General features: G+C 58.7%; 25 protein-coding genes. 3 read left to right on the top strand and 22 right to left on the bottom strand.

The genetic code is table 11. The annotated features are described in order from the left end of the window. Positions 1 to 465: 465 nt before the first annotated feature. The 10 genes from CDO73_RS11235 to CDO73_RS11280 form a co-directional block, all read right to left on the bottom strand. Complete coding sequence (locus tag CDO73_RS11235; RefSeq protein WP_088488628.1) at positions 466 to 1,869, bottom strand: ABC transporter permease; 1,404 nt, start codon at positions 1,867 to 1,869, stop codon at positions 466 to 468. Continuing rightward, the gene (locus tag CDO73_RS11240; protein WP_088488629.1) at positions 1,866 to 2,627 is read right to left on the bottom strand and encodes an ABC transporter ATP-binding protein; all 762 of its coding nucleotides are present in this window, start codon (positions 2,625 to 2,627) and stop codon (positions 1,866 to 1,868) included. The genes CDO73_RS11235 and CDO73_RS11240 overlap by 4 nt, the downstream gene beginning before the upstream one ends. Before the next feature lie 181 nt (positions 2,628 to 2,808). After that, entirely contained in the window at positions 2,809 to 4,257 is a 1,449-nt protein-coding gene (locus CDO73_RS11245; protein ID WP_088488630.1) for a DEAD/DEAH box helicase, read from the bottom strand. Positions 4,258 to 4,519: 262 nt separating this feature from the next. Then, a complete protein-coding gene (locus tag CDO73_RS11250; RefSeq protein WP_256972658.1) occupies positions 4,520 to 4,939 on the bottom strand; it encodes a universal stress protein in 420 nt (139 codons plus the stop codon). Between the two features lie 56 nt (positions 4,940 to 4,995). After that, a complete protein-coding gene (locus tag CDO73_RS11255) occupies positions 4,996 to 6,231 on the bottom strand; it encodes an MFS transporter (protein WP_088488632.1) in 1,236 nt (411 codons plus the stop codon). Beyond that, positions 6,228 to 6,719 (bottom strand): helix-turn-helix domain-containing protein, encoded by a 492-nt coding sequence (locus CDO73_RS11260; RefSeq protein WP_256972659.1) that lies wholly within the window; start codon positions 6,717 to 6,719, stop codon positions 6,228 to 6,230. The genes CDO73_RS11255 and CDO73_RS11260 overlap by 4 nt, the downstream gene beginning before the upstream one ends. Positions 6,720 to 6,911: 192 nt before the next feature. Then, positions 6,912 to 7,196 (bottom strand): hypothetical protein, encoded by a 285-nt coding sequence (locus tag CDO73_RS11265; protein ID WP_088488633.1) that lies wholly within the window; start codon positions 7,194 to 7,196, stop codon positions 6,912 to 6,914. 87 nt (positions 7,197 to 7,283) lie between these two features. Next, positions 7,284 to 8,087, bottom strand: coding sequence for an SDR family oxidoreductase (locus CDO73_RS11270; protein WP_088488634.1), 804 nt, complete (start codon positions 8,085 to 8,087; stop codon positions 7,284 to 7,286). Positions 8,088 to 8,289: 202 nt separating this feature from the next. Next, the gene (locus tag CDO73_RS11275) at positions 8,290 to 9,063 is read right to left on the bottom strand and encodes an SDR family NAD(P)-dependent oxidoreductase (protein ID WP_179218673.1); all 774 of its coding nucleotides are present in this window, start codon (positions 9,061 to 9,063) and stop codon (positions 8,290 to 8,292) included. Positions 9,064 to 9,110: 47 nt separating this feature from the next. Next, a complete protein-coding gene (locus CDO73_RS11280) occupies positions 9,111 to 9,569 on the bottom strand; it encodes a chemotaxis protein CheX (protein ID WP_088488636.1) in 459 nt (152 codons plus the stop codon). Between the two features lie 518 nt (positions 9,570 to 10,087). On the opposite strand from CDO73_RS11280, the gene CDO73_RS11285 reads away from it, so the two are divergent. Further along, complete coding sequence (locus tag CDO73_RS11285; RefSeq protein WP_088488637.1) at positions 10,088 to 10,990, top strand: LysR family transcriptional regulator; 903 nt, start codon at positions 10,088 to 10,090, stop codon at positions 10,988 to 10,990. Positions 10,991 to 11,051: 61 nt separating this feature from the next. Continuing rightward, positions 11,052 to 11,861 (top strand): histidinol-phosphatase, encoded by an 810-nt coding sequence (locus CDO73_RS11290; protein WP_088488638.1) that lies wholly within the window; start codon positions 11,052 to 11,054, stop codon positions 11,859 to 11,861. Between the two features lie 164 nt (positions 11,862 to 12,025). On the opposite strand, the gene CDO73_RS11295 is transcribed toward CDO73_RS11290, so the two are convergent. The 7 genes from CDO73_RS11295 to CDO73_RS11330 all read right to left on the bottom strand — a co-directional run bounded on the left by CDO73_RS11295 (position 12,026) and on the right by CDO73_RS11330 (position 19,394). Continuing rightward, positions 12,026 to 12,616 (bottom strand): GNAT family N-acetyltransferase, encoded by a 591-nt coding sequence (locus CDO73_RS11295; RefSeq protein WP_088488639.1) that lies wholly within the window; start codon positions 12,614 to 12,616, stop codon positions 12,026 to 12,028. 44 nt (positions 12,617 to 12,660) lie between these two features. Continuing rightward, a complete protein-coding gene (locus CDO73_RS11300) occupies positions 12,661 to 13,458 on the bottom strand; it encodes an AAC(3) family N-acetyltransferase (RefSeq protein ID WP_088488640.1) in 798 nt (265 codons plus the stop codon). 180 nt (positions 13,459 to 13,638) lie between these two features. Next, on the bottom strand, positions 13,639 to 14,427 hold the full coding sequence (gene sdhB, locus CDO73_RS11305) for a succinate dehydrogenase iron-sulfur subunit (RefSeq protein WP_088488641.1): 789 nt from the start codon (positions 14,425 to 14,427) through the stop codon (positions 13,639 to 13,641). Between the two features lie 20 nt (positions 14,428 to 14,447). Then, entirely contained in the window at positions 14,448 to 16,193 is a 1,746-nt protein-coding gene (gene sdhA / locus CDO73_RS11310; protein WP_088488642.1) for a succinate dehydrogenase flavoprotein subunit, read from the bottom strand. A gap of 17 nt (positions 16,194 to 16,210) precedes the next feature. Beyond that, on the bottom strand, positions 16,211 to 16,879 hold the full coding sequence (locus tag CDO73_RS11315; protein ID WP_088488643.1) for a succinate dehydrogenase cytochrome b558 subunit: 669 nt from the start codon (positions 16,877 to 16,879) through the stop codon (positions 16,211 to 16,213). Positions 16,880 to 17,366: 487 nt separating this feature from the next. Further along, positions 17,367 to 18,038 (bottom strand): potassium channel family protein, encoded by a 672-nt coding sequence (locus tag CDO73_RS11325; protein WP_088488645.1) that lies wholly within the window; start codon positions 18,036 to 18,038, stop codon positions 17,367 to 17,369. A 15-nt stretch (positions 18,039 to 18,053) separates the two neighbouring features. Further along, entirely contained in the window at positions 18,054 to 19,394 is a 1,341-nt protein-coding gene (locus tag CDO73_RS11330; protein ID WP_088488646.1) for a TrkH family potassium uptake protein, read from the bottom strand. Positions 19,395 to 19,619: 225 nt separating this feature from the next. On the opposite strand from CDO73_RS11330, the gene CDO73_RS11335 reads away from it, so the two are divergent. Further along, complete coding sequence (locus tag CDO73_RS11335) at positions 19,620 to 21,311, top strand: CPBP family intramembrane glutamic endopeptidase (protein ID WP_088488647.1); 1,692 nt, start codon at positions 19,620 to 19,622, stop codon at positions 21,309 to 21,311. A 180-nt stretch (positions 21,312 to 21,491) separates the two neighbouring features. Here CDO73_RS11335 and mnhG read toward each other — a convergent pair whose 3' ends face one another. The 5 genes from mnhG to CDO73_RS11360 are packed head-to-tail and all read right to left on the bottom strand — an operon-like array spanning position 21,492 to position 24,532. After that, positions 21,492 to 21,890 carry a monovalent cation/H(+) antiporter subunit G gene (gene mnhG, locus CDO73_RS11340; RefSeq protein ID WP_088488648.1) on the bottom strand — a complete coding sequence of 133 codons (399 nt, stop codon included), beginning with the start codon at positions 21,888 to 21,890 and terminating at the stop codon, positions 21,492 to 21,494. Next, positions 21,874 to 22,158 (bottom strand): Na(+)/H(+) antiporter subunit F1, encoded by a 285-nt coding sequence (locus CDO73_RS11345; protein ID WP_088488649.1) that lies wholly within the window; start codon positions 22,156 to 22,158, stop codon positions 21,874 to 21,876. Before CDO73_RS11345 ends, mnhG begins: the two co-directional genes overlap by 17 nt. Beyond that, a complete protein-coding gene (locus tag CDO73_RS11350) occupies positions 22,155 to 22,634 on the bottom strand; it encodes a Na+/H+ antiporter subunit E (protein WP_088488650.1) in 480 nt (159 codons plus the stop codon). The genes CDO73_RS11345 and CDO73_RS11350 overlap by 4 nt, the downstream gene beginning before the upstream one ends. A gap of 6 nt (positions 22,635 to 22,640) precedes the next feature. After that, positions 22,641 to 24,188 (bottom strand): Na+/H+ antiporter subunit D, encoded by a 1,548-nt coding sequence (locus tag CDO73_RS11355; protein WP_088488651.1) that lies wholly within the window; start codon positions 24,186 to 24,188, stop codon positions 22,641 to 22,643. Continuing rightward, positions 24,185 to 24,532 (bottom strand): Na(+)/H(+) antiporter subunit C, encoded by a 348-nt coding sequence (locus tag CDO73_RS11360; protein ID WP_088488652.1) that lies wholly within the window; start codon positions 24,530 to 24,532, stop codon positions 24,185 to 24,187. Before CDO73_RS11360 ends, CDO73_RS11355 begins: the two co-directional genes overlap by 4 nt. Between the last annotated feature and the right edge of the window lies 1 nt (position 24,533).

The raw sequence follows: 24,533 nt of genomic DNA on the forward strand, positions 1-24,533 counted from the left end.
AGAAGCGCCGAACAAGCCTTTGCAAAATTCTAACGGAACGTCGATTCCTTAGCCGGTCGATTTGCCTCTTTTTCGGCTGAAAAACCGACTTTTTTCATTCTAAGCGTCGCCTCGTTCCGTTAGATTCTCAAAACGGCTCCGAATGCCCGCTAAGCGTCATCTCGTTCCGTTAGATTCCGAAAAAGGATTCACGCTCGATGAAGACGAGATCGCGGCCGCCGCTCATTGTTCCCGATTCCCCATCTTCGACTCTTCTCCGCTCTAACGGTCTGATTGACCGAATCAAGGAAGGCTTTTCCGGTCCGCTTCAGCATATGCAAAAAACCCGGACAACTTGTTGTCCGGGTTAAAAACCGTTTAAAGAAGAAACGAAGCACGGGCCGACGGCGGGCAAAAGGCTTCCCGGCGGGCGATAAGCCGCGGCCGTTCAAGTCCGCTCGACTCGCGCAGCGCCTGCGCCGCTCGTCAATCGTCTTCGCCTTCGAGCTTGCGCCATTTGCGCGCGGCGGAACCGCGCATCAGCCAAGCCAATACCAGCGCGGCGGCGAGCGAACCGAGCGCAAGCGTCGGATCGGTCGGCAGCGTCAGCAGGAACGGCAGCCACATAAAGGCGGCCGTGAGCAGCAGGACGCGCAGCATCACATGCAGCCCAGCGCGAAGGCGCGAATCTTCGGGGAGCGGATACAGCGACAGCCAGAGCGAATCGGTATGCTGGCGGCGCAGCCCGTTCAGCTGCACGCCGATCATGAACGTGAACAGCAGCAGCAGCGCTCCGCCCAGCCACGAGACGCGGGCGAGCAGCATGAGCACGAAGCCTACGACCGATAGTCTGACCGCCATCCCCAGCAGATCGCCGCGGATAAACGCGCGGGTCAGCAGGAAGCGGTAAGCTTCCTCCGGTTTCCACGGAATCGACTTGCCGACGCCGGACAGCCAGCGGCGGCGATAAACGCGCGGGTCCTGCGTGGGCACGTCGACGAACCAGCCGAGCATGCGCATCGCCCGTCCGGCCTGCGCGCGTTCGACGGCGATCAGTCGCTCCCACGGCACGCGATGTTTGGCCGGGAAGCGCAGCGCCAGCGCGTACAGCGCAGCGCCGATCAGCACGGCCGCCGCCGCAGGCAGCAGCGGCAGGCGGAACCAAGCCACGGCGATGCCGGCGGCCAGCAGCCAGCGCAGCAGCGCGAAAACGGAAGCTTGGCGGGCGGAGACCATTCGGTGCTCCTGCCATGCGCCGTACGCGAACAGCAGCTTCAATCCGAGCGCCAGCAGCAGGCTCGCCCACAGATCGGCATGATCGTCCGGCTGCACGCGGATATAGATCGGCCAAGCGACCAGCATGACGAGCCAAGTCACGAGCAGCTTGCCGATGATGCCGGCGCGCCAAGCCGGCGCGAAATAGGCGTTCATCTTCGTTTCGACCGGCAGCAGGAAGACCGTATCGGCGGGCTTCATGTACGTGCGGAAGCTGCTCCAAGCCGCCAGCGGGAACAGCAGCAGCGCCATGATCCAGCCCATCGGCAGATCTTTCGGCACGTCTTGCAGCACGGACGTGTACCACGCCGCGAACAGAATCAGCAGCAGCATCGTCGTGACGGCGAGGCCGCTCTGGATAATGTACGGCGTATACGGCAGAATCCGGCCGAGGAACAGCGAGCGGCGCTTTCCGCGCAGCGCCGCCATCCCTTCGGCCGTCATCGGCGCGACGGTGCCGGACGGCCAAGGCAGACCGCTAGAAGCCGGCGGACGCTGCTCGGCCGCGAAGCTTGCGCCCGTCGGCGCTTTAATCTCGCCGCTTCCGGAAGCCGCGCCGCGAGCCTCAAGCTCGCGGCGGTCTTCGCCGCCGGAGCCCGGACCGCGCGCGCTCATTGGATGCCTCCGGCGCCTTCGGCCCGAACGAGTCGGTCGAAGATGTCTTCGAGCGGCGCGCCCGGCATGTTCGACGCCGAGCGAATGTCTTCCAGCGTGCCCTGCACGAGAATGCGTCCTTTGTGCAGGATCACGAAACGATTGCAGTAGTTTTCGATCGTCGACAAGATATGCGAACTCAGCAGGATCGAAGCGCCTTCCCGATTGACTTCGACCATGTAATCGAGCAGATCCCGAATCCCGAGCGGATCGAGGCCGAGGAACGGTTCGTCGATGACGTACAAAGGCGGTCGCGCGATAAACGCGCACATGATCATGACCTTCTGCTTCATCCCTTTCGACAGATGCGAAGAAAGGCTGTGCTCTTTGTCTTTCATGTAGAACAGCTTGAGCAGGCGCTCGGCCCGTTCTTCGAACACGGCCGGGTCTACGCCGTAAGCGCGGGCCGTGAACTCCATATGTTCCCGCACGGTCAGTTCTTCGTACAGCACCGGCGATTCCGGCACGAACGCGAGCGACGCGCGGTAGCGGTCGGGATCGTCTTTGAGCAGCGCGCCGCCGATCCGGACTTCGCCTTCTTTGGGAGACATCAGCCCGAGGATATGTTTCATGGTCGTGCTCTTGCCGGCTCCGTTCAGCCCGATCAGCCCGACCATCTCGCCGGTTCCGACTTCGAAATCGACGCCGTGCAGCACGGGCTTGTTGACGCTGTAACCGCCGGTCAAGTTGCCTACTTTCAATGCGGCCTGTTCACTCATTATCCTTCACCTCTTCTATATCTGATGCGATCTGATGCGATCCGGGTGTTCCCGGGCGGCTCGAAGCCCCGCCGGCGTCAAGACGCGGCGGGGCTTCGACGATACCGCCGCCGTTCCGGCAGCAAAGAAGCGGCCGCCCCGTCAAGCCGAAGCCGACGAAGCGGACGGAACCGAATCGGGGTTACGAAGGGTCCTGCGAGGACCGCTTGTCTTTGAGCCATTTCGGCGCGCCTTTGTCTTTGTTCGGCTGTTTCTTGCCGCCTTTCGAGCCGCGGCCGGCCGAAGCTGCCGGCTTGCCCGGGTTCGTCCGGCCCGGAGCGGCCGAACGCTGCGGCGATTCGCCGCGCGCGGAGCTCGCCGCGTCCGAATCCGATGCGCCGCCCTGCGGAGCGGGGCTTGCGCCCGCTTCGCTCCGGCCGGCCGGCGAAGTTCCGGCCGATTTTTTCGGCGTCCGCCGCGCGGCGCCCGAACGGCGCTCTTCCGCCTCCGCCGGCGTCAGCACCGCGCCATCGTACAAGGTGCGCGGCTCGATCTTGGTCTCCAGTTCGCGCGAGAACTTGCGCATGATGAACTCCTGCCGGTCGGTCACGATCGAGACCGACAGACCTTTGCGTCCCATGCGGCCCGTCCGGCCGGCCCGGTGGACGTAATGCTCCGAATCGGTTGCCGGGTCGAGATGCACGACCAGTTCCAATCCCGGAATGTCCAAGCCGCGCGCCGCCACGTCGGTCGCGACCAGCAGACGGAATTTGCCGCTTCTGAACTGCGACAGCACCGTGGCGCGGGTTACTTTGTCGGCATCGCCGTAGAGCGTGCGCGCCGCCAATCCGAGGTGGTTCAGCTTCGCTTCCACCTCGGCGATCGTGTTGGCTTGATTCACGAACACGATCGCGCGCTGCGGATTGTAATGCCGAACCACGCGGCGCAGAATATCGATGCGATCGCGTTCTTCGCAGACGAAATACAGATGCTGCGTGGTCTTCGCCAATTTCTGTTCCGGTTCGATGCCCACGTCGGCCGGGTCGCGCATCTCGCGATCCGCCAGCGCCCGAACGTCGGGGCCGAGCGTCGCGGACAGGAAGATCAGCTGCCGGTCGCGCAGCGAGCCTTTGAGCAGCGCGCGAATATCGTCCGCGCCGCCGAGCTGGAAGATCTGATCCGCTTCGTCGAGCACGACGGTCCGCGCTTCGTGCAGCTTCAATTTGCGCGTGGACAGCAGCTCGCGCAGCCGTCCAGGCGTGCCGACGACCAGATGCGGCCGATGGCGCAGCTTCTCGACCTGCCGCGCCGCCGAAGCGCCGCCGATCAAGCCGATCGTGGAAACGCCGAGCGGCTCGCCGTATTTCTCGCCTTCGCGCACGATCTGCATCGCGAGCTCTTGAGTCGGCGCGATCACCAGCACTTGGCTTTCTTTCTTATCGGGATCGATCCGCTGCAAGAGCGGCAGCAGATAAGCGAGCGTCTTGCCCGTGCCGGTCTGCGATTGAGCCAGCACGTCGCGGCCTTCCAGAATATACGGAATCGCTTCCGCTTGAATCGGACTGGGTTTGCCGATTCCGTATTCAAGCAGCGCGTTCGTCAGCGCCTCGCCGATGCCGAGCTGCGCGAATTGTTCGATATCTCTTGTCATTTCTTTTGTTCCACCTTTGTGTTCAGTCGTGTCCTTCCTCTTATTATAGGTGGAATCGCGGCAAATCCCAAATGCAAAATGAAAGAAGGGATCCAACAAAAAAGCTTTCTTTCGTCGGATTCGACAAAAGAAAGCTTAAAAGTTGAAGCGGCAGGTCCCGATCGCTCGGCTATTCTCCGAATGATCCCGACCGCTTCTTGGTCTTTTCCGCGAAAAGCTGCCGATCGTTCGACGATTGCGCACGATCGGCAGTCCGCTTTTCTTAACGGATCGTCATCACCGGGCAAGGCGCGTGTTGGATCACTTTATGGCTGACGCTGCCGAGCAGCAATTCCGCCGCCAGACTTTGTCCGCGCGTGCCCATCACGATCAGATCGCAGCTCTCGCGGCTCGCGAACTCGCAAATCTCGCGCGCGGGATCGCCTTTGCGAAGCATTGCCGCGTATTCCAATCCCGAAGCCTCGAGCGTCGCTTCGATCGGCTTCAACAGTTCGCGCCCTTCTTCTTCGATCCGTTCGTCCGGATCGACGCCGAACGGCGGCTCGACCATCGCCACGGACGGGTCGACGTGCAGCACCGTAATCTTCGGCGGCTCGGCAAAAGATTTTCCGAGTTTGACCGCTTCTTCCAGCGCATGGCCCGAACCGGCCGAACCGTCTACCGCTACCACGATATGTTTCATCTTCTCCGCTTCCTTTCGCTGATCGTTTTTGTCTTTCTGTTTCTTACCCATTTCGCTTAATGGCTGATCGCTTCGTCGATATGCGACAGATGGCGGCGGCGCGCCAGCAGAGCGACCACGCCGATCACGACCATCGCCGCGCCGAAGTAGAACGGCATTTCCGCGCTGAACCATTCGGCCAGCTTACCGGCCAAGAACGGCGATACCGCGCCGCCCATGAAGCGGACGAAACTGTAAGCCGCCGAAGCCGTGGAACGTTCGACCGGAGCGGACTCCATGACGGCCGTCGTGATCAGCGTATTGTTGATGCCGAGGAACGCGCCGGCCACGATGACGCAGACGATAACGGTCGTCGGGCTGCCCATGACCGTGCCTACGGCCATCACGAGCAGGTCGATCGCGAACAGCGTCAGCATGACGGCCATCGAACGCACGGTGCCGAAACGGCTTTGGATACGCGGCGCGACGAACACGGACGTGATCGCCAACAGCAGGCCCCAACCGAAGAAGACGTAGCCGAGCCCGTGCTCGTCGAGCTCCATCACATACGGCGAATACGCCATCAGGGTGAAGAAGCCGAAGTTGTACAAGAATGCCACGATGCCCAGCGTCATCAGCGACGGGTAACCCAATGCTTTGAACGGATCGGACAACTTGCTGGTCGTTTTCGGTTTCGGAATCTTCGGCAGCAGCACGGTAACCGCTACGAAAGCCAGCGCCATCAATACGCTGACGCCGAAGAACGGGCCTCTCCACGAGATGGAGCCCAGTTCGCCGCCGAGCAGCGGACCGACCGCGATGCCGAGACCCAGCGCCGCTTCGTACAAGATGATCGCTTTGGCCGTGCCCGACGTGGACAGACCGACGATCGCCGACAGCGCCGTCGCGATGAACAGCGCGTTGCCGAGTCCCCAACCGCCGCGGAATCCGACGATCCCCGCGATGGTGCTCGACGAACCGGCCAGCGCCGAGAAGACGACGGTCAGCAGAATGCCGCTGAGCAGCGTCTTTTTGACGCCGATGCGGCTGGATACGAACCCGGTGATCAGCATCGCGACCCCGGTCACGAAGTTATAACTGGTGAACAGCAGCGAGACTTGGCTCGGCGACGCCTGAAGCTGCTTGGCGATCGCCGGCAGAATCGGATCGACCAACCCGATACCCATAAACGAGATGATGCAGGCGAACATGACGGCCCAGACCGCCTTCGGCTGCGATAAAAAACCGCCTTCCTTCAGGGTTTTCCCCTCCGGAGGCAGCGATTTCGTACGAACTTGCGTTTCGCTTTTCATTTTCTTGTTCCCTCCATGTCGTTCTTGGTTGATTGCGGATCATGCTCGGCTTCCAATCTTGCGATGCCGGCCGAGACCCGATCGCGAAATTGTTCGAGTTCCTGCTTCATCGATAGGATCTTATCGATCTTCTCCTGCAGGGCGCGAAGCTGCGCGTCCAGCGCTCCGTCCATTTCCCGCAGCTTGGCGAGTTTGAGTTCGGGCTCTTGAATCTGCGGATACAACTGCCGGTGTCCGGTCAGTTCCTGCGCATAGACGATGTACTCCTGAATTTCCTGAAGCGAAAATCCCAAAACGTCGCGCGCTTCGATCACTCGCCGCAGATGCTCGATATGCTCTTGGGTGTACCGCCGCGTTCCGCCTTCGCTGCGTTCGGGCGCGGGCATCAGTCCGATCTCTTCGTAATAACGGATCGTGCGTTTGGTTAAGCCGGTCTCCCGAGCGACATCATCGATCTTATAAGAAGTCACGTCCTTATAAGAAGTCACGTCTACTCCTCCTTTTCAGAAATGATTCCGTCTGTTTCGTAATATTTCAACATTTACATATGAATATTACTACATATTAACGTTAACGTCAACGTTAGATTTCAATTTTTATGAGGCAAAAGAAAAACCGCCTTTCTCCGAAATCGGAGAACGCGGTCATGAAAAGTCGTCGGCGCGAGCGGCGCGATCTGTTTATTCGGGCGGCATCGATTTGAAACGGGCGATAAAATCGCCGGGGTCCGTGTTGACGGTATACGAAAACACGCCGATGCTCGTATGCAGATACAGCATGCCGATCCCGCCGCCGATCCGGCGGTACGACATGTCGAAGACGTCGCGCAGCGGAAATTCCCGGCGATGCGTCGTGATGCGGTCATGGTACAGATCGAGCCGCCGGTTCGAGACGATCCGTTCCTGCCGGCCTTCCGCCACTTCGCGCTGCACCTGATAATAGGGTTGCGACGCCAGCCATCTCATTCGTCGACACTCCTCCCTTTTATGAAGAACATACCCCGAACAAGCGCAGGCCGCCAAGCATCGCCGCAATTCGGAACCTCTCTCCGATCAAAATCCGCCTCGGGAATGAATGATCTGTCCGGTGATCCAGCAGGCGTCGTCGCTCGCGAGAAAAGCGATCAAACGCGCCGCGTCTTCGGGCAGCCCGATCCGTCCCGTCGGAAAAGCGGGCAGGATCTGCTTTTTGAACGCTTCGTCCATCCAACCCGAATCGGTAGGACCGGGATCGACGGCGTTCACCGTGATATGCAGAGGAGCCAATTCGGCGGCGAGCGATTCGGTGAACACGGAGATCGCGCCTTTGGTAGCGGCGTAGATCAGGTTGCCGGGCATCGGCCCTTTGCCTTGTCCCGACGTCATATTGATGATACGCGCTCCCCGCTCGGCGGAAACGGTCGTATCCCCGTTCTGCTGCCCAGTTTCGATCATGCGCGCGAACTCGGCAGCCAGCATGAACGTCCCGCGCATATTGACCGCGCAATGCGCGTCGATCAAAGCGTCCGTCAATTGGCGAAAATCGGCATCGATGCCGTACGCCGCGTTATTGACGAGCACGTTCGGAACGCCGACCTGCTCGCGCGCTTCGTTGAGCAGCCCGATTTCCGCGCCCGGCTTCGACAAATCCGCGGACGCATGTCCGACGCGCACGCCGAAGGCTTGAAGTTCTTGAGCGAATGTCTCGGGCCAGCTCGCATCGGCGGTCTCCGGGTACAGCTCTTGGTCATAAGGTTTAAAATACGTAAAAAATACGTCCGCGCCTTCCGAAGCCAGCGCGCGGCAGATCGCGGCTCCGATCCCTTCGGACCGTCCCGCTCCGGTGACGATCGCCGTTTTGCCTTGCAGTTTGCCCATTTTCCGATTCCTCCATCCTGCGTACGAACCAAGCCTTTTCGTACGTGTTCGCACGCGCGGTTTGCTCGATTGTAAAAGGCGGACGCTGCCCTGTCAAGAAACGCCGTCCGGAAAAGCAGCCAAAAGAGCGCAGCGAAAAACCCGCCGGAAGCCTCCCCGATCGATCAGGAAACTTCCGGCGGGCTTCTCGTCCGCGTGCGAGCTATTTCAGGTTCAAAAAACGTCCCGCCAAACGGTCCGCGGTTCGCGGCATCAAGCCGTACAAGCGGATCGCGAGACCCAGATAACGCGGCAGGTCGATCTCGTCGCGCCGGGTCTCCATCGAACGCACCATCTCGTTAGCGACTTTCTCCGGCGGCAGCAGGAAACGTCCGACGCTTTTGACGTACGTGCCGTCGGGATCGGCCGTTTCGAAGAACGGCGTGTCGATCGGGCCCGGATTGACCGAAGAAACGGCAATGCCGCTCCCTCTAAGCTCCTGCCGCAGCGAGTTCATGAAGCCCAGAACCGCATGCTTGGACGCCGCGTAACCGGCCGACTTGGCCGTGGCGAACTTGCCCGCCATCGACGCGACGGTCAAGATCTGACCGCTTCCCGCCCGGCGCATATAAGGCAGTACCGCCTTGGTGCAGCGCACGACGCCCATATAATTGACGTTCATGATGCCTTCGTAATCCGAAAGCGCCATCTCTTCGGCCGTCTCGAACAATCCGTAGCCGGCGTTATTGACGAGAATGTCGATGCGGCCGTATTCGTCGACGATGCCGTTTACGATCTGCTCGACGGATTCGGCGCTGCCGACATCGAGCAGGCGAAGGCCGTGCTTCCCGGGCACGGCTTTCGCCGCGGCGCGCAGTTTATCTTCCGAACGGGCCGCCAGAATCGGCACGCCTCCGCGCTCGGATACTTTGCGCGCGGCGAGCGCTCCGATTCCGCTCGAAGCGCCCGTAATCAATACGACTTTTTCCGTTAACATCAAGGCGAAGGCTCCTTCGTCGTTGCGATATCGTTCCGCCTCTTATTTTAAGAGATCAAGACTTGAATATCCAGTTCGCCGATGCCGTCCATGAGCAGCGGAATGGTCAAAGCTTTCTCCGGCATGTCTCCCGTGAACCCGTCTCCGTGCATCACGTTCGGAGGCGTGATATCAACGGTAACCCCTTGATTCGACAACAAGATGCCCGCATTGCCGCTGATCATGTTGCCCAACTCGGAGATCGCGCTGCGTCCCATCTCGTCCAGTTCCGTAATCGTGAAGCCGCCCATCATCGCCGAGACGATCTTCATCGCCACTTGTTCGTGCAGGCCGAAGATGATATTGCCGCTCAACTGCCCCGTCATGCCGATCTGAATCCAGATATGATCGTTGATCGGCTTCACGCTCTTGACCGCCAGCGTTCCCGTCGAAGGAGAAACTTGAATGACCTGCTGAAGCACCAGCTTGGCCGATTCCAAAAACGGGTTGATAACCTCCGCTTTCATAATAAACATTCGCCTCCTGCTAATCTAGGTTTTTGGAATCACGTCTTATGGGTAATTAGGTGGCTTGGTTAACGAACCTTGAGTCCTATTTTTTTGCTATCCCAATTATACGTGAGAATAAAAAATAATACAGCTTCTTTTCAAATGATAATTTCATCACAATCTTCAGAAAAGATTGATCCTTTTCGACATCGGCTTCCGACGAAAAACGGGCGAGAGTCTCGCAAACGCACGGTGGGCTTTCGTCTGACTGCCGCTAAAATCTCCAAAAATTCGACTCTTTCTTTTATCGCCTTTAAAGGGGCGCTTTTTTACAGCAAAAGACCTATTTTAAGGAAAGTCGCGACTTTCGTCGCATTTTTTTATCAACGGTCAATTTTCGGGTTTTCCCGATCGCGCTTTCTTCTTCCGCCTTTTCTCTCCTTTATGGCGGTTTGCATTGCTTTTGCTTTTGTTCTTCACCTATAATTTATGAAAAGAAAAGTAACGTAAAAGTACGCGGTGGGAGGAGAACTTTCATGAATATGAGTCAGTTGGAGACGCTCGTCACGATCTCGAAGACGATGAGCTTCCGCAAAGCCGGTGAACTGCTCAATCTTACACAGCCCGCCGTTTCCGCGCAGATCAAAAGCCTCGAAGACGAATTCAAAGCCGTTCTGGTCGATCGCAGCCAACCGGTAACGTTGACCGACCGGGGGCTGGTATTTCTCGAACATGCCGAGCGCATCTTGGCCGTCGTCGAGGAACTGAAGCAGAAGATTACCGATCTCGAAGAAACGCCGCAGGGCCATATCATGCTCGGCACGACGACCTCGATCGCCATTCAGATTTTGCCGCGCGTCTTGTCTTATTTTCAGAACCAATTCCCGCTGATCCAGACGAGCATCCAATCGATGCCTTCTTCGCAGATCTATAGTTTGGTCGAAAACGGTTCGGTCGATATCGGCATCGGTTACCTGATCGAGCGCAATCCCGATCTGGAGACGTCCGTGCTCTATTACGATACGTTCGAGCTTGTGGTCTCTCCGCAGAACGAATTGGCCCGCAAGAAAAAGATCGGTCTGGAAGACCTCAAAGACGTGCCGATGATCATGCTGTCGCCCGATACGGTCGGAAGACGGTTCGTCGAGCAGGTGTTCAAAGAGCACGGCATCGTTCCTCATGTCGCGATGGAACTCTCCAGCAGCGAAGAAGTCAAACGGATGGTCGAACTGAATCTCGGCGCCGCCGTCATCTCGAAACTGTCGATCTCCAGAGAAGTCCGTCAAGGCTCGCTGATCATGCTGCCGATCACGGAGTTCGAGACCAGCCATCCCGTCGGCGTGATCTATCGCTCGGGCAAATATTTGAATTCGGCCATGCGCCAATTCCTCGCCGATCTCAAAGGCATGCCGGAAACGCAGTTCATCGGCTCGGAATAGAACGGGCGGCAAGCAGAGCGCTGCCTTTTTATTTAAATGAAGAAAAAAGGAGAATCCGTCCATGAAGTTCGACTTACATACCCACCATTACCGCTGCGGACATGCGGACGGCGACATCCGGGACTATATCGAAGCCGGAATCCGCGAAGGATTGTCCGTGATCGGCATCTCCGATCATATGCCGCATTTGTTCAGTCCGCTCGATCATCCGTCGCCGACGCTCGCCATGTCGAGACTGGAACTCGACGCTTACGTCGAAGAAGTGCTTAAGCTGAAGCGCGAATACGAAGGCCGGATCGACGTGCTGCTCGGCATCGAATCGGATTATTTCATCGACCACGAGCAGGTATACCGCGACGCGATCGAGCGTTATCCGTTCGATTACGTGATCGGCTCCGTCCATATCAGCGGCGGACGCAGCATCTTCGACCGCAACCGTTGGGAAGGACTGTCCGCGGCCGCGATGATCGAAGCCAAAAAAGAATATTACCGCCTCATCGAAGCTTCCGCGCGCAGCGGCATGTTCCAGATTCTCGGCCATATCGACGCGATGAAGGGCTATTACCCCGCTTTCGCGGAGATCGAGGCCGAAGACGCGGTAAACGCGGCGCTTAAAACGATCGGAGAGCTGGGGCTGGCGATCGAAGTCAACACGTCGGGAGGCACCAAACTGTGCGGCGGCTGGTATCCGTCGGATGCTGTTCTGGAACGGGCGCTGCATTACGGCGTCTCGATCTCTTTCGGCTCCGACGCTCACAGACCGTCCCGGGTCGGAGAAGATTTCGAAGCGGTCGCCGCCAAGCTGCGGGAGATCGGTTTCACAGAATGGGTGTACGTCAAAGAACGCAAACCGGTAACGGTTCCTTTATAAGGGGCCGTTTCTTTTTTGAACGCAAAAAAAAGGACCCGGACGAGAGTCCGGGTCAAGTCACTTCTATTTCAAAAGGGGGTCATGTCTTATTTATACCCCACCCATGTTAGAGAACAATGTCGCTTATATTTCAATTGTGTAACAAAACCAGTTTTCTGGAAAAATCAAGCTTGATTCTGCATCGCCGCGTGCGAAAGCGTAAACACGACTACGCCCAATTCGTCGTCCCGGCGCTTCACGCCGAAGCCGAACTCCGGCCGATGCTGACGCTCCATGCCGATCTTCTGAAGCACGCGAAGCGAAGCTTCGTTCTTCACGAAACAGCGGGCCTGAATGCGCTCCAGCTCCAGATGTTCGAAGCCGAACCGCGCCAACGCGGACGCGGCTTCCGTCGCATAACCTTTTCCCCAATGCTCGTGCGAGAGCGCGAACCCCAACTCCGCTTTGCCTCCGCGCGGGTCCCAGCGTTGGAAAGAACACAACCCGATGATATCGTCTCCCCCGTGCAAAAAGATCCCCAGATGCAGCGCGCTCAAGCTTCGATAAGATTCCTCGATCTGCCGATACACGCGATCCGGATTGCCTACGCCGAAAGTGCGTCCCGCCGAAGCGAGATAGCGGTTCACTTCGGTATCGGAAGCGCTGCTGCTCCAGTTCCGGATGTCTTCGATCGTCAACATGCGCAGTTCCAAACGCTCCGTGCGAATCGGCAGCCAGTCCGGCAGATTGCCGGCGATCCGTTCTTTGTCCGCCATTTGGCGTTCCCCCTCTTCGGTTCATGATCTGATCTGTCTGAGCCTTATCGGTACAGCTCCAACCAGCGGACGGCGTAATCGACCAGCGTCCGCTGCGGAATCAATCGGCAGTCCGCTTGCCCGATCCTGCCTCGACGAACGTAACGTCCCTGCTCGGATTCGAAATCCGCGCCCATGCGTTCGAAATCCTCCGAATCGAAGTTGATATCCTCGAACTTCACCCATTCCGGTCCTTGTTCGCCCATCACTTTGGCTTTGGGATGCAGCGTGCGCTTGCCCCGATAGTCGGCCCGGTATTCGCTCAGATGGAACGAAGTATTGGTCCCGTAACCGGTCCCGAGCATCAGCACTTGGGCGTCCAGCTCGTACAGCCGTCCCAGCGGCGATTCTTCGCCCAGTCCGAAAGCCAGCGGGTGACGGCCCGTAATCGCTTCGGCCTGCGGCCCTCTGGCCGCGAACGACACATGCGGATGCGCGCTGCGCCGCGTGCCTCGCTGTTTGCGGAACGTCTCGGGGATCGCGCCCATACCGCTCGTAGCGGTCAGGTCCGGATCGTACAGCGGCATCTCCGCGCGTACCAGATCCCACCATTGCGGATCGAGCGGCGGCGCCATCCAGATCGCCGGATCGGTCAGATCGGACGACTGGGTCGGCATCACCAGCGTGCCGTCTTCGCCGAGCGCGTCTTCAAGTCCGAGAACCACGGCTTCCGCTCCGCCCGCGATCCATCCTCCGATCGCTTTGAGCGACGAATGGACAAGCAGCACCGAACCGGGCTGCACGCCGAGCGCGAGCGCTTCGGCCGCGATCGAGCTTCGGGTATGGGGTTTTTCTGTAATCATCGCTTTCACTTCCTTATCGATCTTCTAACGGTTCAAGTCTTTCCAGTTTACCACGAAAAAAGTTCGAGAAACGGAATTCGCGTCGATTCAAAAAGACTCTTTTAGCGGATATCAAAAATCCGAGAAACCCGGCTTGCGGGCTTCTCGGATTCGATGATCATAAAGCTGACGCTGCGTTTCTTACTGCGTGAACCAGCGTTTGAACATCCGTTTCGTCGTCTGTTTGTTCAGCTCGGCGATGGACGTGGTCAGCGGAATGCCTTTCGGGCAGGCGCGCACGCAGTTCTGCGAGTTGCCGCAGCCTTCGATGCCGTCGGTGCCTTCCATCAGCGTGTCCAGACGGTCTTCGGCGTACATCTCGCCGGTCGGGTGCGCGTTGAACAGGCGAACCTGCGACAAAGCGGCCGGACCGATGAAATCGGTCTTGTCGTTGACGTTCGGGCAGGCTTGGAGGCAGACGCCGCAGGTCATGCACTTGGACAATTCGTAAGCCCACTGGCGTTTGTTCTCCGCCATGCGCGGGCCCGGACCGAGATCGTACGTGCCGTCGATCGGAATCCAAGCTTTGACTTTTTTCAACGCGTTAAACATCCGGCTGCGGTCGATGACCAGGTCGCGAACGACCGGGAACGTCGACATCGGCGCGACGCGCACCGGCTGTTCCAACTGGTCGACGAGCGCCGAACAAGCTTGACGCGGCTTGCCGTTGATGACCATCGAGCAGGCGCCGCAGACTTCTTCCAAACAGTTCGACTCCCAACATACCGGAGCCGTGGACGTTCCGCCGGCATTGACCGGATTGCGCTGGATCTCCATCAAGGCGCTGATCACGTTCATGCCCGGACGGTAAGGGAGATCGAATTCTTCGGTGTAAGGCTTGCTCTCCGGCGTATCCTGACGGGTGATGATAAACTTGACTCTTCTGGCCGTATTCTGAGTTGTTTGCGATGCAGTCGTAGTTTCCGCCATGGTCGTATTCTCCCCCATTCTCAATCTTTCGAGTAGTCGCGAACGCGAGGCGGGATCAGGGAAACGTCGACGTCCTCGTAAGAAATGCTCGGGCCGTCCGGCGTCCAAGCCGCCTTCGTCGTTTTCAGGAATTCTTCGTCGTTACGCATCGGGAAGTCCGGTTTGTAATGCGCGCCGCGGCTTTCGTTCCGCATCAGCGCGCCGAGCGTCATCGCTTCGGCCAGCTCCAGCATGTTCCACAGTTGACGGGTAAACGCGACGCTGGAGTTGTTCCAACGGGCCGTATCCATCATGTTGATCTTGCGGTAGCGCTGCTTCAGTTCCTTGATCTTGCCGATCGTCTGCTCCAGCTTGTCGTTGTAGCGCACGACCGTCATATTGTCGGTCATCCACTCGCCGAGTTCGCGGTGCAGCACGTAAGCGTTCTCCGAACCCGCATCCATGCCGAGCAGTTCGTTGTAACGGGCTTCGTGCTTGGCCCGCACGCTGTCGAACAGGCTGCTGGACAGGTCGGCCGCCGATTTCTTGAGACCTTTGATATACTCGACCGCTTTCGGGCCGGCCATCATGCCGCCGTAGATGGCGGAGACCAGCGAGTTCGCGCCGAGACGGTTCGCACCGTGGTATTGATATTCGCATTCGCCGGCCGCGAACAGCCCCGGAATGTTCGTCATTTGGTTATAGTCGACCCACATGCCGCCCATGGAATAGTGAACGGCCGGGAAGATTTTCATCGGAATCTTGCGCGGGTCGTCGCCCATGAACTTCTCGTAGATCTCGATGATGCCGCCGAGTTTGACGTCGAGTTCTTTAGGGTCTTTATGCGACAGATCCAGATAGACCATGTTCTCGCCGTTGATGCCGAGCTTCTGGTCCACGCAGACGTTGAAGATCTCGCGCGTCGCGATATCGCGCGGCACGAGGTTGCCGTAAGACGGGTATTTCTCTTCGAGGAAATACCACGGCTTGCCGTCTTTGTACGTCCAGATCCGGCCGCCTTCGCCGCGCGCCGATTCGGACATCAGGCGCAGCTTGTCGTCGCCCGGGATGGCCGTCGGGTGAATCTGGATAAATTCGCCGTTCGCGTAATGAACGCCCTGCTGGTAGACGGCGCTGGCCGCGGTTCCGGTATTGATGACCGAGTTGGTCGTCTTGCCGAAGATGATGCCGGGTCCTCCGGTCGCGAGAATGACCGCGTCGGAGACGAACGTCTGAACTTCCATCGTGCGAAGGTTCTGCGAAGCGACGCCTCGGCAGACGCCTTCGTCGTCCAATACCGCGCCGAGGAACTCCCAGTTCTCGTATTTGGTCACGAGACCGGCGGCTTCGTAGCGGCGTACCTGCTCGTCGAGCGCGTACAGCAGCTGCTGTCCCGTCGTCGCGCCGGCGAATGCCGTACGGTGGAATTTCGTTCCGCCGAAACGGCGGAAATCGAGCAAACCTTCCGGCGTCCGGTTGAACATGACGCCCATGCGGTCCATCAAGTGGATGATTCCCGGCGCCGCTTCGCACATCGCTTTGACGGGCGGCTGGTTGGCGAGGAAGTCGCCGCCGTATACCGTATCGTCGAAGTGAATCCACGGAGAATCGCCTTCGCCCTTCGTATTGACCGCTCCGTTAATGCCGCCTTGGGCGCAAACGGAGTGGGAACGCTTGACGGGAACCAGGGAGAACAACTGTACAGAAACGCCGGCTTCGGCCGCTTTGACGGTTGCCATAAGGCCCGCAAGCCCGCCGCCGACGATAATAAGTCCGGATTTTGCCATGTCTGATTAAGTCCCCCTTAGCCGATCATTGATTTGAACGTGGTGATGACGCTGGCCGTATCGGCGAATTCTTCGCCGCGGAACGCGAACAGCGACAGCATGAACAGAGTCGTCACGATCACGAACAGCCCCAGGCAGACGTAAGACGAGATGCGCTGCGCGCGCGGTCCCACCGTGATGCCCCAGCTGACGAGGAAAGCCCACACGCCGTTGGCGAAGTGGAACGTCGTGGCGATCACGCCGACCAGGAAGAAGACGAAGAAGCCCGGCTGCGTCACGATATTGTGCATCCAACCGCCCAGCTCGTCGTGCGTGACGTTGCCCAGACTGATCTGGAAGCGTGTCGAATAGACGTGCCAGATAATGAAGACGAACGCGATGACGCCGCTCACGCGCTGAAGCACGAAACGCCAGTTGCGTTCGGTCTTGAAATGTCCCAGGTTCGGCTGCGCCTGATAAGCGATGTACAGCCCGTATACGCCGTGAAAGAGCAGCGGAAGCCAGATCGCGAACAGTTCAAGGAAGAAAATAAGTGGTAGATCGTTGAGCTTTCGCACCGCGTCCCGGAATCCGTCCTGCCCGCCGTCGAATGCCGCATAGTTGGTGATTGCGTGTTCGATAAGGAATAAGCTGAGCGGTACCAGACCCAATAACGAGTGCACCTTTCTGGCGTAGTAACCTTTCATCTGCCGAACCGTCCCCTTTCGTCTTTCGACATTCCGCCGCTCCCGGCAGCCAAGCTTCCCGGCGCCGCAAAATGCCTTTTTAGAACGTTTTCATAAATTCCACAAAGGAATTTGCCGCTCTGCCGGCCTGCTTGCTTACGCGCGCGCGAGACCGGGGGATTGCACCCTTTACAATTGTGTGAACAAAACGGCTTCCCTTTTATGTTACTCCAAAAATACGGAGAATGGAACCAATATGGCGACTTTTTGAAAACAAAAAATTCCTGCATAGTATATGTAAGCGTGCCTAAAGGTTAACGAGGCAACAACCATGCAGAAATCATTAAACCGGCTTGCCGGCTTTGAACCGGCGTCCGGACCTCGAACGAAGAGGCCGTCCCGCCCGCGAACGGCAAGGCTTCGTCTTCGAAAAAAGGCGGACCGGATAAGGTCTCCGTTTCCGCCTGTTCGTCGTTGCCTTTTGGTCCGTTTCCGTTCGCCGGCCCGATCACTCTTCGACGTTCACCACTTCGCGCTCGAACTGTTCGATCCGGTCGTTGGGACCCGCGATGACCATGATATCTCCTTCGCGCATCTGGTCGAGCGCCGTCGGCGCGACCGTCACGCCCGCGTCCGTCCGGAGCGCGACGATCGTGCAGCCGAACCGGGCGCGCGAATTCAGGTCGGAGATGGTCCGCTCGTCGAGACAATGCGGAACCCGCATCTCCACGATCGAATAGTCGTCGGACAGCTTGATGTAATCGAGCAGGTTCGGCGTGACCAACTGATGCGCCACCCGGATGCCCATGTCGCGCTCCGGGAAAATGACCTGATCGACGCCGATTTTCTCGAGCGCCCGGCCGTGCAGCACCGTGATCGCTTTGGCCACGACTTTTTTGACGCCCAGTTCTTTGAGCAGGATCGCGGCCAGAATGCTCGTCTGCATATTCTCGCCGATCGCCACGATGCCGCAGTCGAAGTTGCGGATGCCGAGCGAACGCAGCACTTCTTCGTCCGTCGCGTCGGCTACCGCCGCATACGTGAAGCGTCCGCCCAATTCTTCGACCACTTCTTCGCTGCGGTCCACGCCCATGACCTCGTAACCCAGCTCGATCAGTTCCATGCCCAGACTCATGCCGAAGCGTCCCAGTCCGATGACCACGAATTGTTGTGTACTCACTGTCCATGCACCGCCTTAACCAATGATGATCTTGCCTTCGGGATACCGATACTTCTCGAAATTCTTTTTCGGCTTGAGCGCGTAGACCAGCGTCAGCAGGCCGACCCGGCCGGCGAACATCGTCAGCGCGATCAGGATCTTGCCGAAGGTCGACAGCTCGGGCGTCAACCCGAGCGACAAGCCGACCGTGCCGAACGCGGACATCGTCTCGAACAGCACCAGCATGAAGTCGTGGTCTTCGGTCGCCGACAGAATCATCGCGACGGCGATGACCAGCGCCAGCGACAGCAGAATGATCGTCAGCGCTTTGAGAATCCGGTCGCGTCCGATCCGGGCCCGGAAAAAGACGACGTCTTCCCGGCCTCGCATCATCGTGACCATCGCGCCGATCGTGACGGCGAACGTCGTCGTTTTGATCCCGCCGCCCGTCGAACCCGGCGAAGCGCCGATGAACATCAGGATCAACAGCAGGAACTGCGTCGCTTGATGCAGCGCGGTCAGATCGACCGAATTGATCCCCGCCGTGCGGGGCGTGGTCGATTGAAGCAGCGCGCCCCAGAATTTGCCGCCCCAGCCGAGATTGCCTAGCGTGCCCGGGTTGCTTCCTTCGAAGATCAGAATGACGACCGCGCCCAGCGCCAGCAGCACCGCGGTCGTCGATAACACGATTTTGGAATGAAGCGACAGCTTTTTCTTGCGCGGCAGGTCGGCCAGGTCGGACAATACGATAAAGCCGAGGCCGCCGAGCACGATCAGCGCGATCGAGGTCAGATTCATGATCGGGTCGTCCGTATACTGGGTCAGACTCCGAAAATGCCCGAAAATATCGAAACCGGCATTATTGAAAAAAGAAACCGAATGAAAAACGCCGAAATACAGCGCCCGGCCGAAAGGCATATCGAACGATAAACGCAGCGTGAACAGCAGCGCGCCGGCCGTTTCGATCGCCAGCGAATAATACAAGACGCGGCGGATCAATCGCACGATGCCTTCGACCGAACCCTGATTCATGGCCTCCTGCAGCAGCAGACGGTCGCGCAGCGAGATCCGCCGTTGAAAGACCAGCGCGAACAGCGTCGCCATCGTCATGAATCCCAGACCGCCTACCTGAATCAAAGTCAGGATGACCGTCTGGCCGAACGACGTGAAAAAGGTGCCGGTATCGACGACCACGAGACCGGTCACGCACACGGCCGAAGTAGCCGTAAAAAAAGCATCGATCGCCGGCATCGACTTGCCCGACGCGCTGGAGACCGGCAGCATCAGCAGCAGCGTGCCGAGCAGCACCATGGTCGCGTAACCGATCGCCAGAATCTGCGGCGGGGCGAATCGGAGCTTGGGAAGCGCCATCGCCATTCGTTCGTTCTCCTCTCTGTTTATCCGTTAACATCGTCAGTCGTCCTATTATATCCGCCCCGGTCCCTATCCCACAACTGCGAGTTGCGCGCGCAAAACGAATCGAAAGGCATCGCGCCGGCGATTCGATGGTATTGGGCTCCCCGAATATGGTATTTTAGAGAAAGGCATCCGAATCGGAAGTTCCGATCTCGCGAAAGGCCAAACCCGGCAAGGAGGAAAACCATGATAGACCCGCATCAGCGCATTCTGCACGTAAACTACAAGAAACTCGGCTTGGCCGCCGCCATCGGATTGGTCATTTACGTTCTCTTCAACTTCACCACCCTGTTCCAGAGCGACATGAACCAACAAGAGGCGTACGTGCTGATCGATACCGAGCAGGCGGAAGCCGCAGCTTCCGCATTCGCTTCCGAACAGCTCGGCATCACCGCCCCGCTCGGCGAAGCGACCGTCGCTTACCGCAGCGATTCGAACCTGTACGGCTACCTGTCCCGAGAGAAATTGCTCAGCGAATACGATCGTACATATCTCGACGCTTATCCTTACGAGATGTTCCGCGTCATCTACCGCTACACCGCGGACGGCGTGAAACGCGATCTGCGGATCGACGTCGGATCGAAAGACGGGCGCGTTCTGGCGTTCAACGATCTGCAGGCCGACTTCGCCGAAAAATTGTCGAACACCGCTTTTCCGACTACGCTTGAAGATGCGAGCATGCTTCGAGACGAAAAAGTAAAGATAGCCGAACCGGCGCTCCGCTCGCTCGGCCTCGACCCGGCGAAGTTGGAGCTGACCTCGAGCGAAGGCGCTTCGGGCCTGCGCTACGTCGACCCGTCCGTCAAGATCGGCGACAGCACTCTGGAAGTCAACGTGACTTTCGAAGGCGAAAAGGTCGCTTCGGTGCGGACGAACTTCACCATTCCTTCGTCTTATACCGATTACATCGACAAGCAGACGTTCTGGGCGGGCGTCATGACTTACGGCGGCTATCTGCTGCTGACGTTCGTGCTCAGCATCTTGGCGATCGTCTATGCCTCCATTCTGAGAAAATTCACTTCGTTCAAACGCGGGATCTTCTTGTCTTTGTTCTATTATGTAGTCTCGGTATTTTCCGTCTGGAACATGCGTCCTTATTTCGAGAGCACCAGCTATTCCAGTCTGGAATTCGTGTTCACGCTGGGGATTCAGATCGTCGTCGGATTGATCATGGCGGCGGGCTTGTACTTCACGTTCGTCGGCGGCGACGCCCTCTGGCGCAGCCAAGGCCGCAACATGTGGATGCGGCGCGGCGAACCCGGCTACGGCAAACATGTCTGGGAAGCGGCGAAGACCGGCTATCTCTGGGCGCTGATCCTGCTTGCCGTGCAAGCCGTGATCTTCTTCGTGCTCGAACGTTCGCTCGGCGTGTTCTACACCACGGACGATTCGCAGTCCACGTATAACATGATGTTCCCGTGGCTGTTCCCGATCATGGCTTGGATGGCCGGCATCTCCGAAGAAGCCATCTACCGCCTGTTCGGCATTCCGATGCTCAAAAAGGTCGTCCGCAGCACTTGGGTCGCGGCCGCGATCACCACGCTGATCTGGGCGTTCGGCCATACGCTGTATTCGATCTATCCGGTCGTCACGCGGCCGATCGAGCTGCTGTTCTTAGGTCTGATCTTCAGCTTCATCTTCCTGCGTTACGGCTACATCACGGCCATGTTCGCGCATGTCGTCTTCGACAGCATCCTGATGGGCCTCAGCCTCATCTTCATGGGTTCGGCGACTTACGTCGCGGTGGGCATCGTGTCGATCGTGCTTCCGGCGATCGTCGCGTTCGTCATCTACTGGTTCCATCGCCGAGATCCGGCGCAGCCGCAGGCCGCTCCCGCGGAACCGCCCGCGACCGAGATCCGTCCGCAGAATACGTAATGTTTCGCGGCACGAACCGGCAGCATGAATCGAATGTACGCCAAAAAGGAAGCTTCCGAATCGGAAGCTTCCTTTTCTTTGCATGCCTTTCTAACGTACAGCGTTCGATCCCGCTTATCCGGTAAGCCATGATGAGACCGATACGCCCGACGCCGAACGCTTATGAAGATCGACGCCGAACTAAGGACGCTTAGGCGGTTCCGCCTCATGCGCCGTCTCCGGTCCGGATTTCCCGCCGCTCTCCAATACCGGCTTGAAATCGTCGCGCACGCTCCCTTTCCACAGCTTGACGCCGGAACGGTAAGCGGCGCGGCCGTTCAGATGCCCGGCCACCGGCGAAGTGATAAAGACGAACAGAATCGCGAGCAGCAGCTTGGCGTTGATCTCTCCGTCGACCACCCAGAAAAAAAGAAACGCGCCGACCAATACGAACAGCACGCCGAGCGCGGCGCTTTTGGTGGCCGCGTGCGAGCGCAGATACACGTCCGGCAGGCGGATCAAGCCGAACGCGCTGATCGCGCAGACGATCGCGCCGGCAAGCGCCAACGCGATCGCGATCCATTCAACGATCGTCGCCATCTTCGATCACGCTCCCTCTCTCGATATAACGCGCCAATACCGTCGTTCCGATAAACGTCAGGATGCCGATGACGAGGATGATCTCCGTCAGCGCCTGCGTATCGAGCCGCATGCACAGCACCGCGACCATCGCCAGCAGAACGATCCCGATCGTATCCAGCGCGGCGATCCGGTCGGAGCGGCTGGGCCCGACGATCAAGCGGTAGGCGCAGCCGAGTACGGCAAGCGCCAGAATCGCCAGCGCGAGGTTCAGAAACACGTTAATCATGACCGGGTCACCTCCATAATCGCTTTTTCGAACGTATCGCGGATCTTGCCGGACATCTTTTCGACATCCGAAATATCAAGCGCGTGAATGTATAAGGTACGGTTATCGTCCGACACTTCGAGCGTAAGCGTGCCCGGCGTCAGACAAATCATGCAGGCCAAGATCGTCACTTCCCAATCCGAAGACAGCTCCGTGCGGTATTCGAAAATGCCGGGCCGCATCTTGAGCTTGGGACGAAGGATATGCCCGATCACTTCGAAGCTGGAGATCAGCAGCTCGCGAATCAACAGTACGGCCAGTTTGAGCACCGCCCAAGCCTTCGTCAGATAGAACGGCTCCGGCCGGAATTTGCGTACGAAGTAGAGCACCGCTATGCCGAGCGCATATCCGACGACAAAGCCGGAAGCCGTCCAGTTTCCGTTCAACATCATCCAGATCACGGCGATCATGAGATTCAGCAAAATTTGAAAAGCCATCGGCATCTACTCCTTCAATACGGCTTCGATGTAGAGGCCGGGATTATCTAACGTCGCGCCGGCCTGGCCGGCGAAGCCGTAAACGCCGTTCGCCGCCAGTCCCATACCGACGACGAGCAGCATAAGCAGCACGGCGGAGATGCCGGCGAACGCCGGGCGCTCGCCCGATTCGGACGCTCGGGAGGAACGGCTGCCCGATTCCGCGTATTCCGACTCTTCCTCCGCTTCGTCCGCGTCTTCTTCGTCAAGATCCGGCTCGGTGCCCCAGAACGCTTCGCGGAAAATCTTGATCAGCGAATAGAGCGTCAGCAGACTGGATGCGAGCGCGACCAGCGAGAGCGTCAGCATGCCGTTTTCCAGGCCGCCGCGCACGATAAGCACTTTGCCTACGAATCCGCTGAGCGGAGGAATCCCGGTCAAAGCGAGCGCGAGAACGAAGAACATCCAACCGAGCCCGGGACGGCTGCGGATCAGCCCGCCCATGCGGTCCAGCTTGTCGCTTCCGGCCGCCGAGATCAGCATGCCGCCGAGCACGAACATCAAGCCTTTGGACAAAATATCGTGCAGCATGTAGAACACGACCCCGTCCATCCCGTCGCGCGTGCCGGTCGCCAGACCGAACGCGACGAAGCCGACGCCGATCAGCACGTTGTAATTCAAGATGCGCGGAATATCGCGATACGCCGCCGCGCCGATGCCGCCCAGAATCATCGTGGCCGCGGCCATGCCGACGATCCAAGCGTTCGTGAACGAAGGATCGTTCGGGAAGATCAGCGTAAACGTGCGCACGATCGCGTATAGCCCGACTTTCGTGAGCAGCGCGCCGAACAGAGCCCGCACCGCGAAAGGCGGCGCTCCGTAAGCCCCCGGCAGCCAGAAGAAGAGGAACAGCCCGGCTTTGAGCGCGAACACGATCAAGAACAACACCGCGATCACGTTCAGTACGCCGCCCTGCCCCGCTTCCGCGATCCGCTGCGACAGATGCGCCATATTCAGCGTGCCGACCGCGGCGTAGAGATACGCGACGGCCGCGACGAACAGCGTGGACGACAGGATATTGATGAGCAAATATTTAGGCGCTTCGCGCATCTGCTTCTTCGAACCGCCGAGCGTGATCAGCGCGTAAGACGAGATCAGCATCACTTCGAAGAAAACGAACAGGTTGAAGATATCGCCCGTCATGAACGAACCGTAGACGCCGACCAGCAGAAAATGAAAAGACGCGTAATAATAATGCTCTTCCCGCTCCCTGCCGATGCTGGCGAACGAATACAGCAGCACGGCGAAACCGGTGATCGAAGCGGCGAGCACCAGCAGCGCCGCGAACATATCCGCCACGAACACGATGCCGTAAGGAGGCGCCCAGCCGCCCAGTTCGAGCGTCTGGATTCCTCCCGAACGCACGCGCAGCACGATCGCGGCCGCAATCGCGATATTCGCGATTCCGCCGATGAAACCGACCGTGCGCTGAAGCGCGATCTTCCGGCGGAAAAACATCAAGAATACGGCAATGGCCATAGGCAGCAGGACCGGCAGCACCAGCAAATTGTTCAAGAGTCCGCCTCCTTGCCTTCGGCATCGCTGCCGTCGATCTCGTCCGTGCCGCGCGTCTGATATGCCCGGTAAGCCAGTACGAAATACAGCGCCGTTACCCCGAAGCTGATGACGATGGACGTCAGAATCAGCGCTTGAGGCAGCGGGTCGGCATAAGCGCCGCTTCCGCCGCCGAGCACCGGCGCGTCTCCGCGCTTCAACCCCGCCATAGTGAGCAGCAGCAGATGGACGCCGTGCGTCAGCAGGGAAGTGCCCAGAATGACCCGCAGTAGGCTTTTGGTCAAGATCAGATAGATGCCGATCATAAACAGCGTGCCGACGGCGATCGCCATGATCCATTCCATG

It is taken from the genome of Saccharibacillus sp. O23 (assembly GCF_002205895.1).
Classification (GTDB): Bacteria; Bacillota; Bacilli; order Paenibacillales; family Paenibacillaceae; genus Saccharibacillus.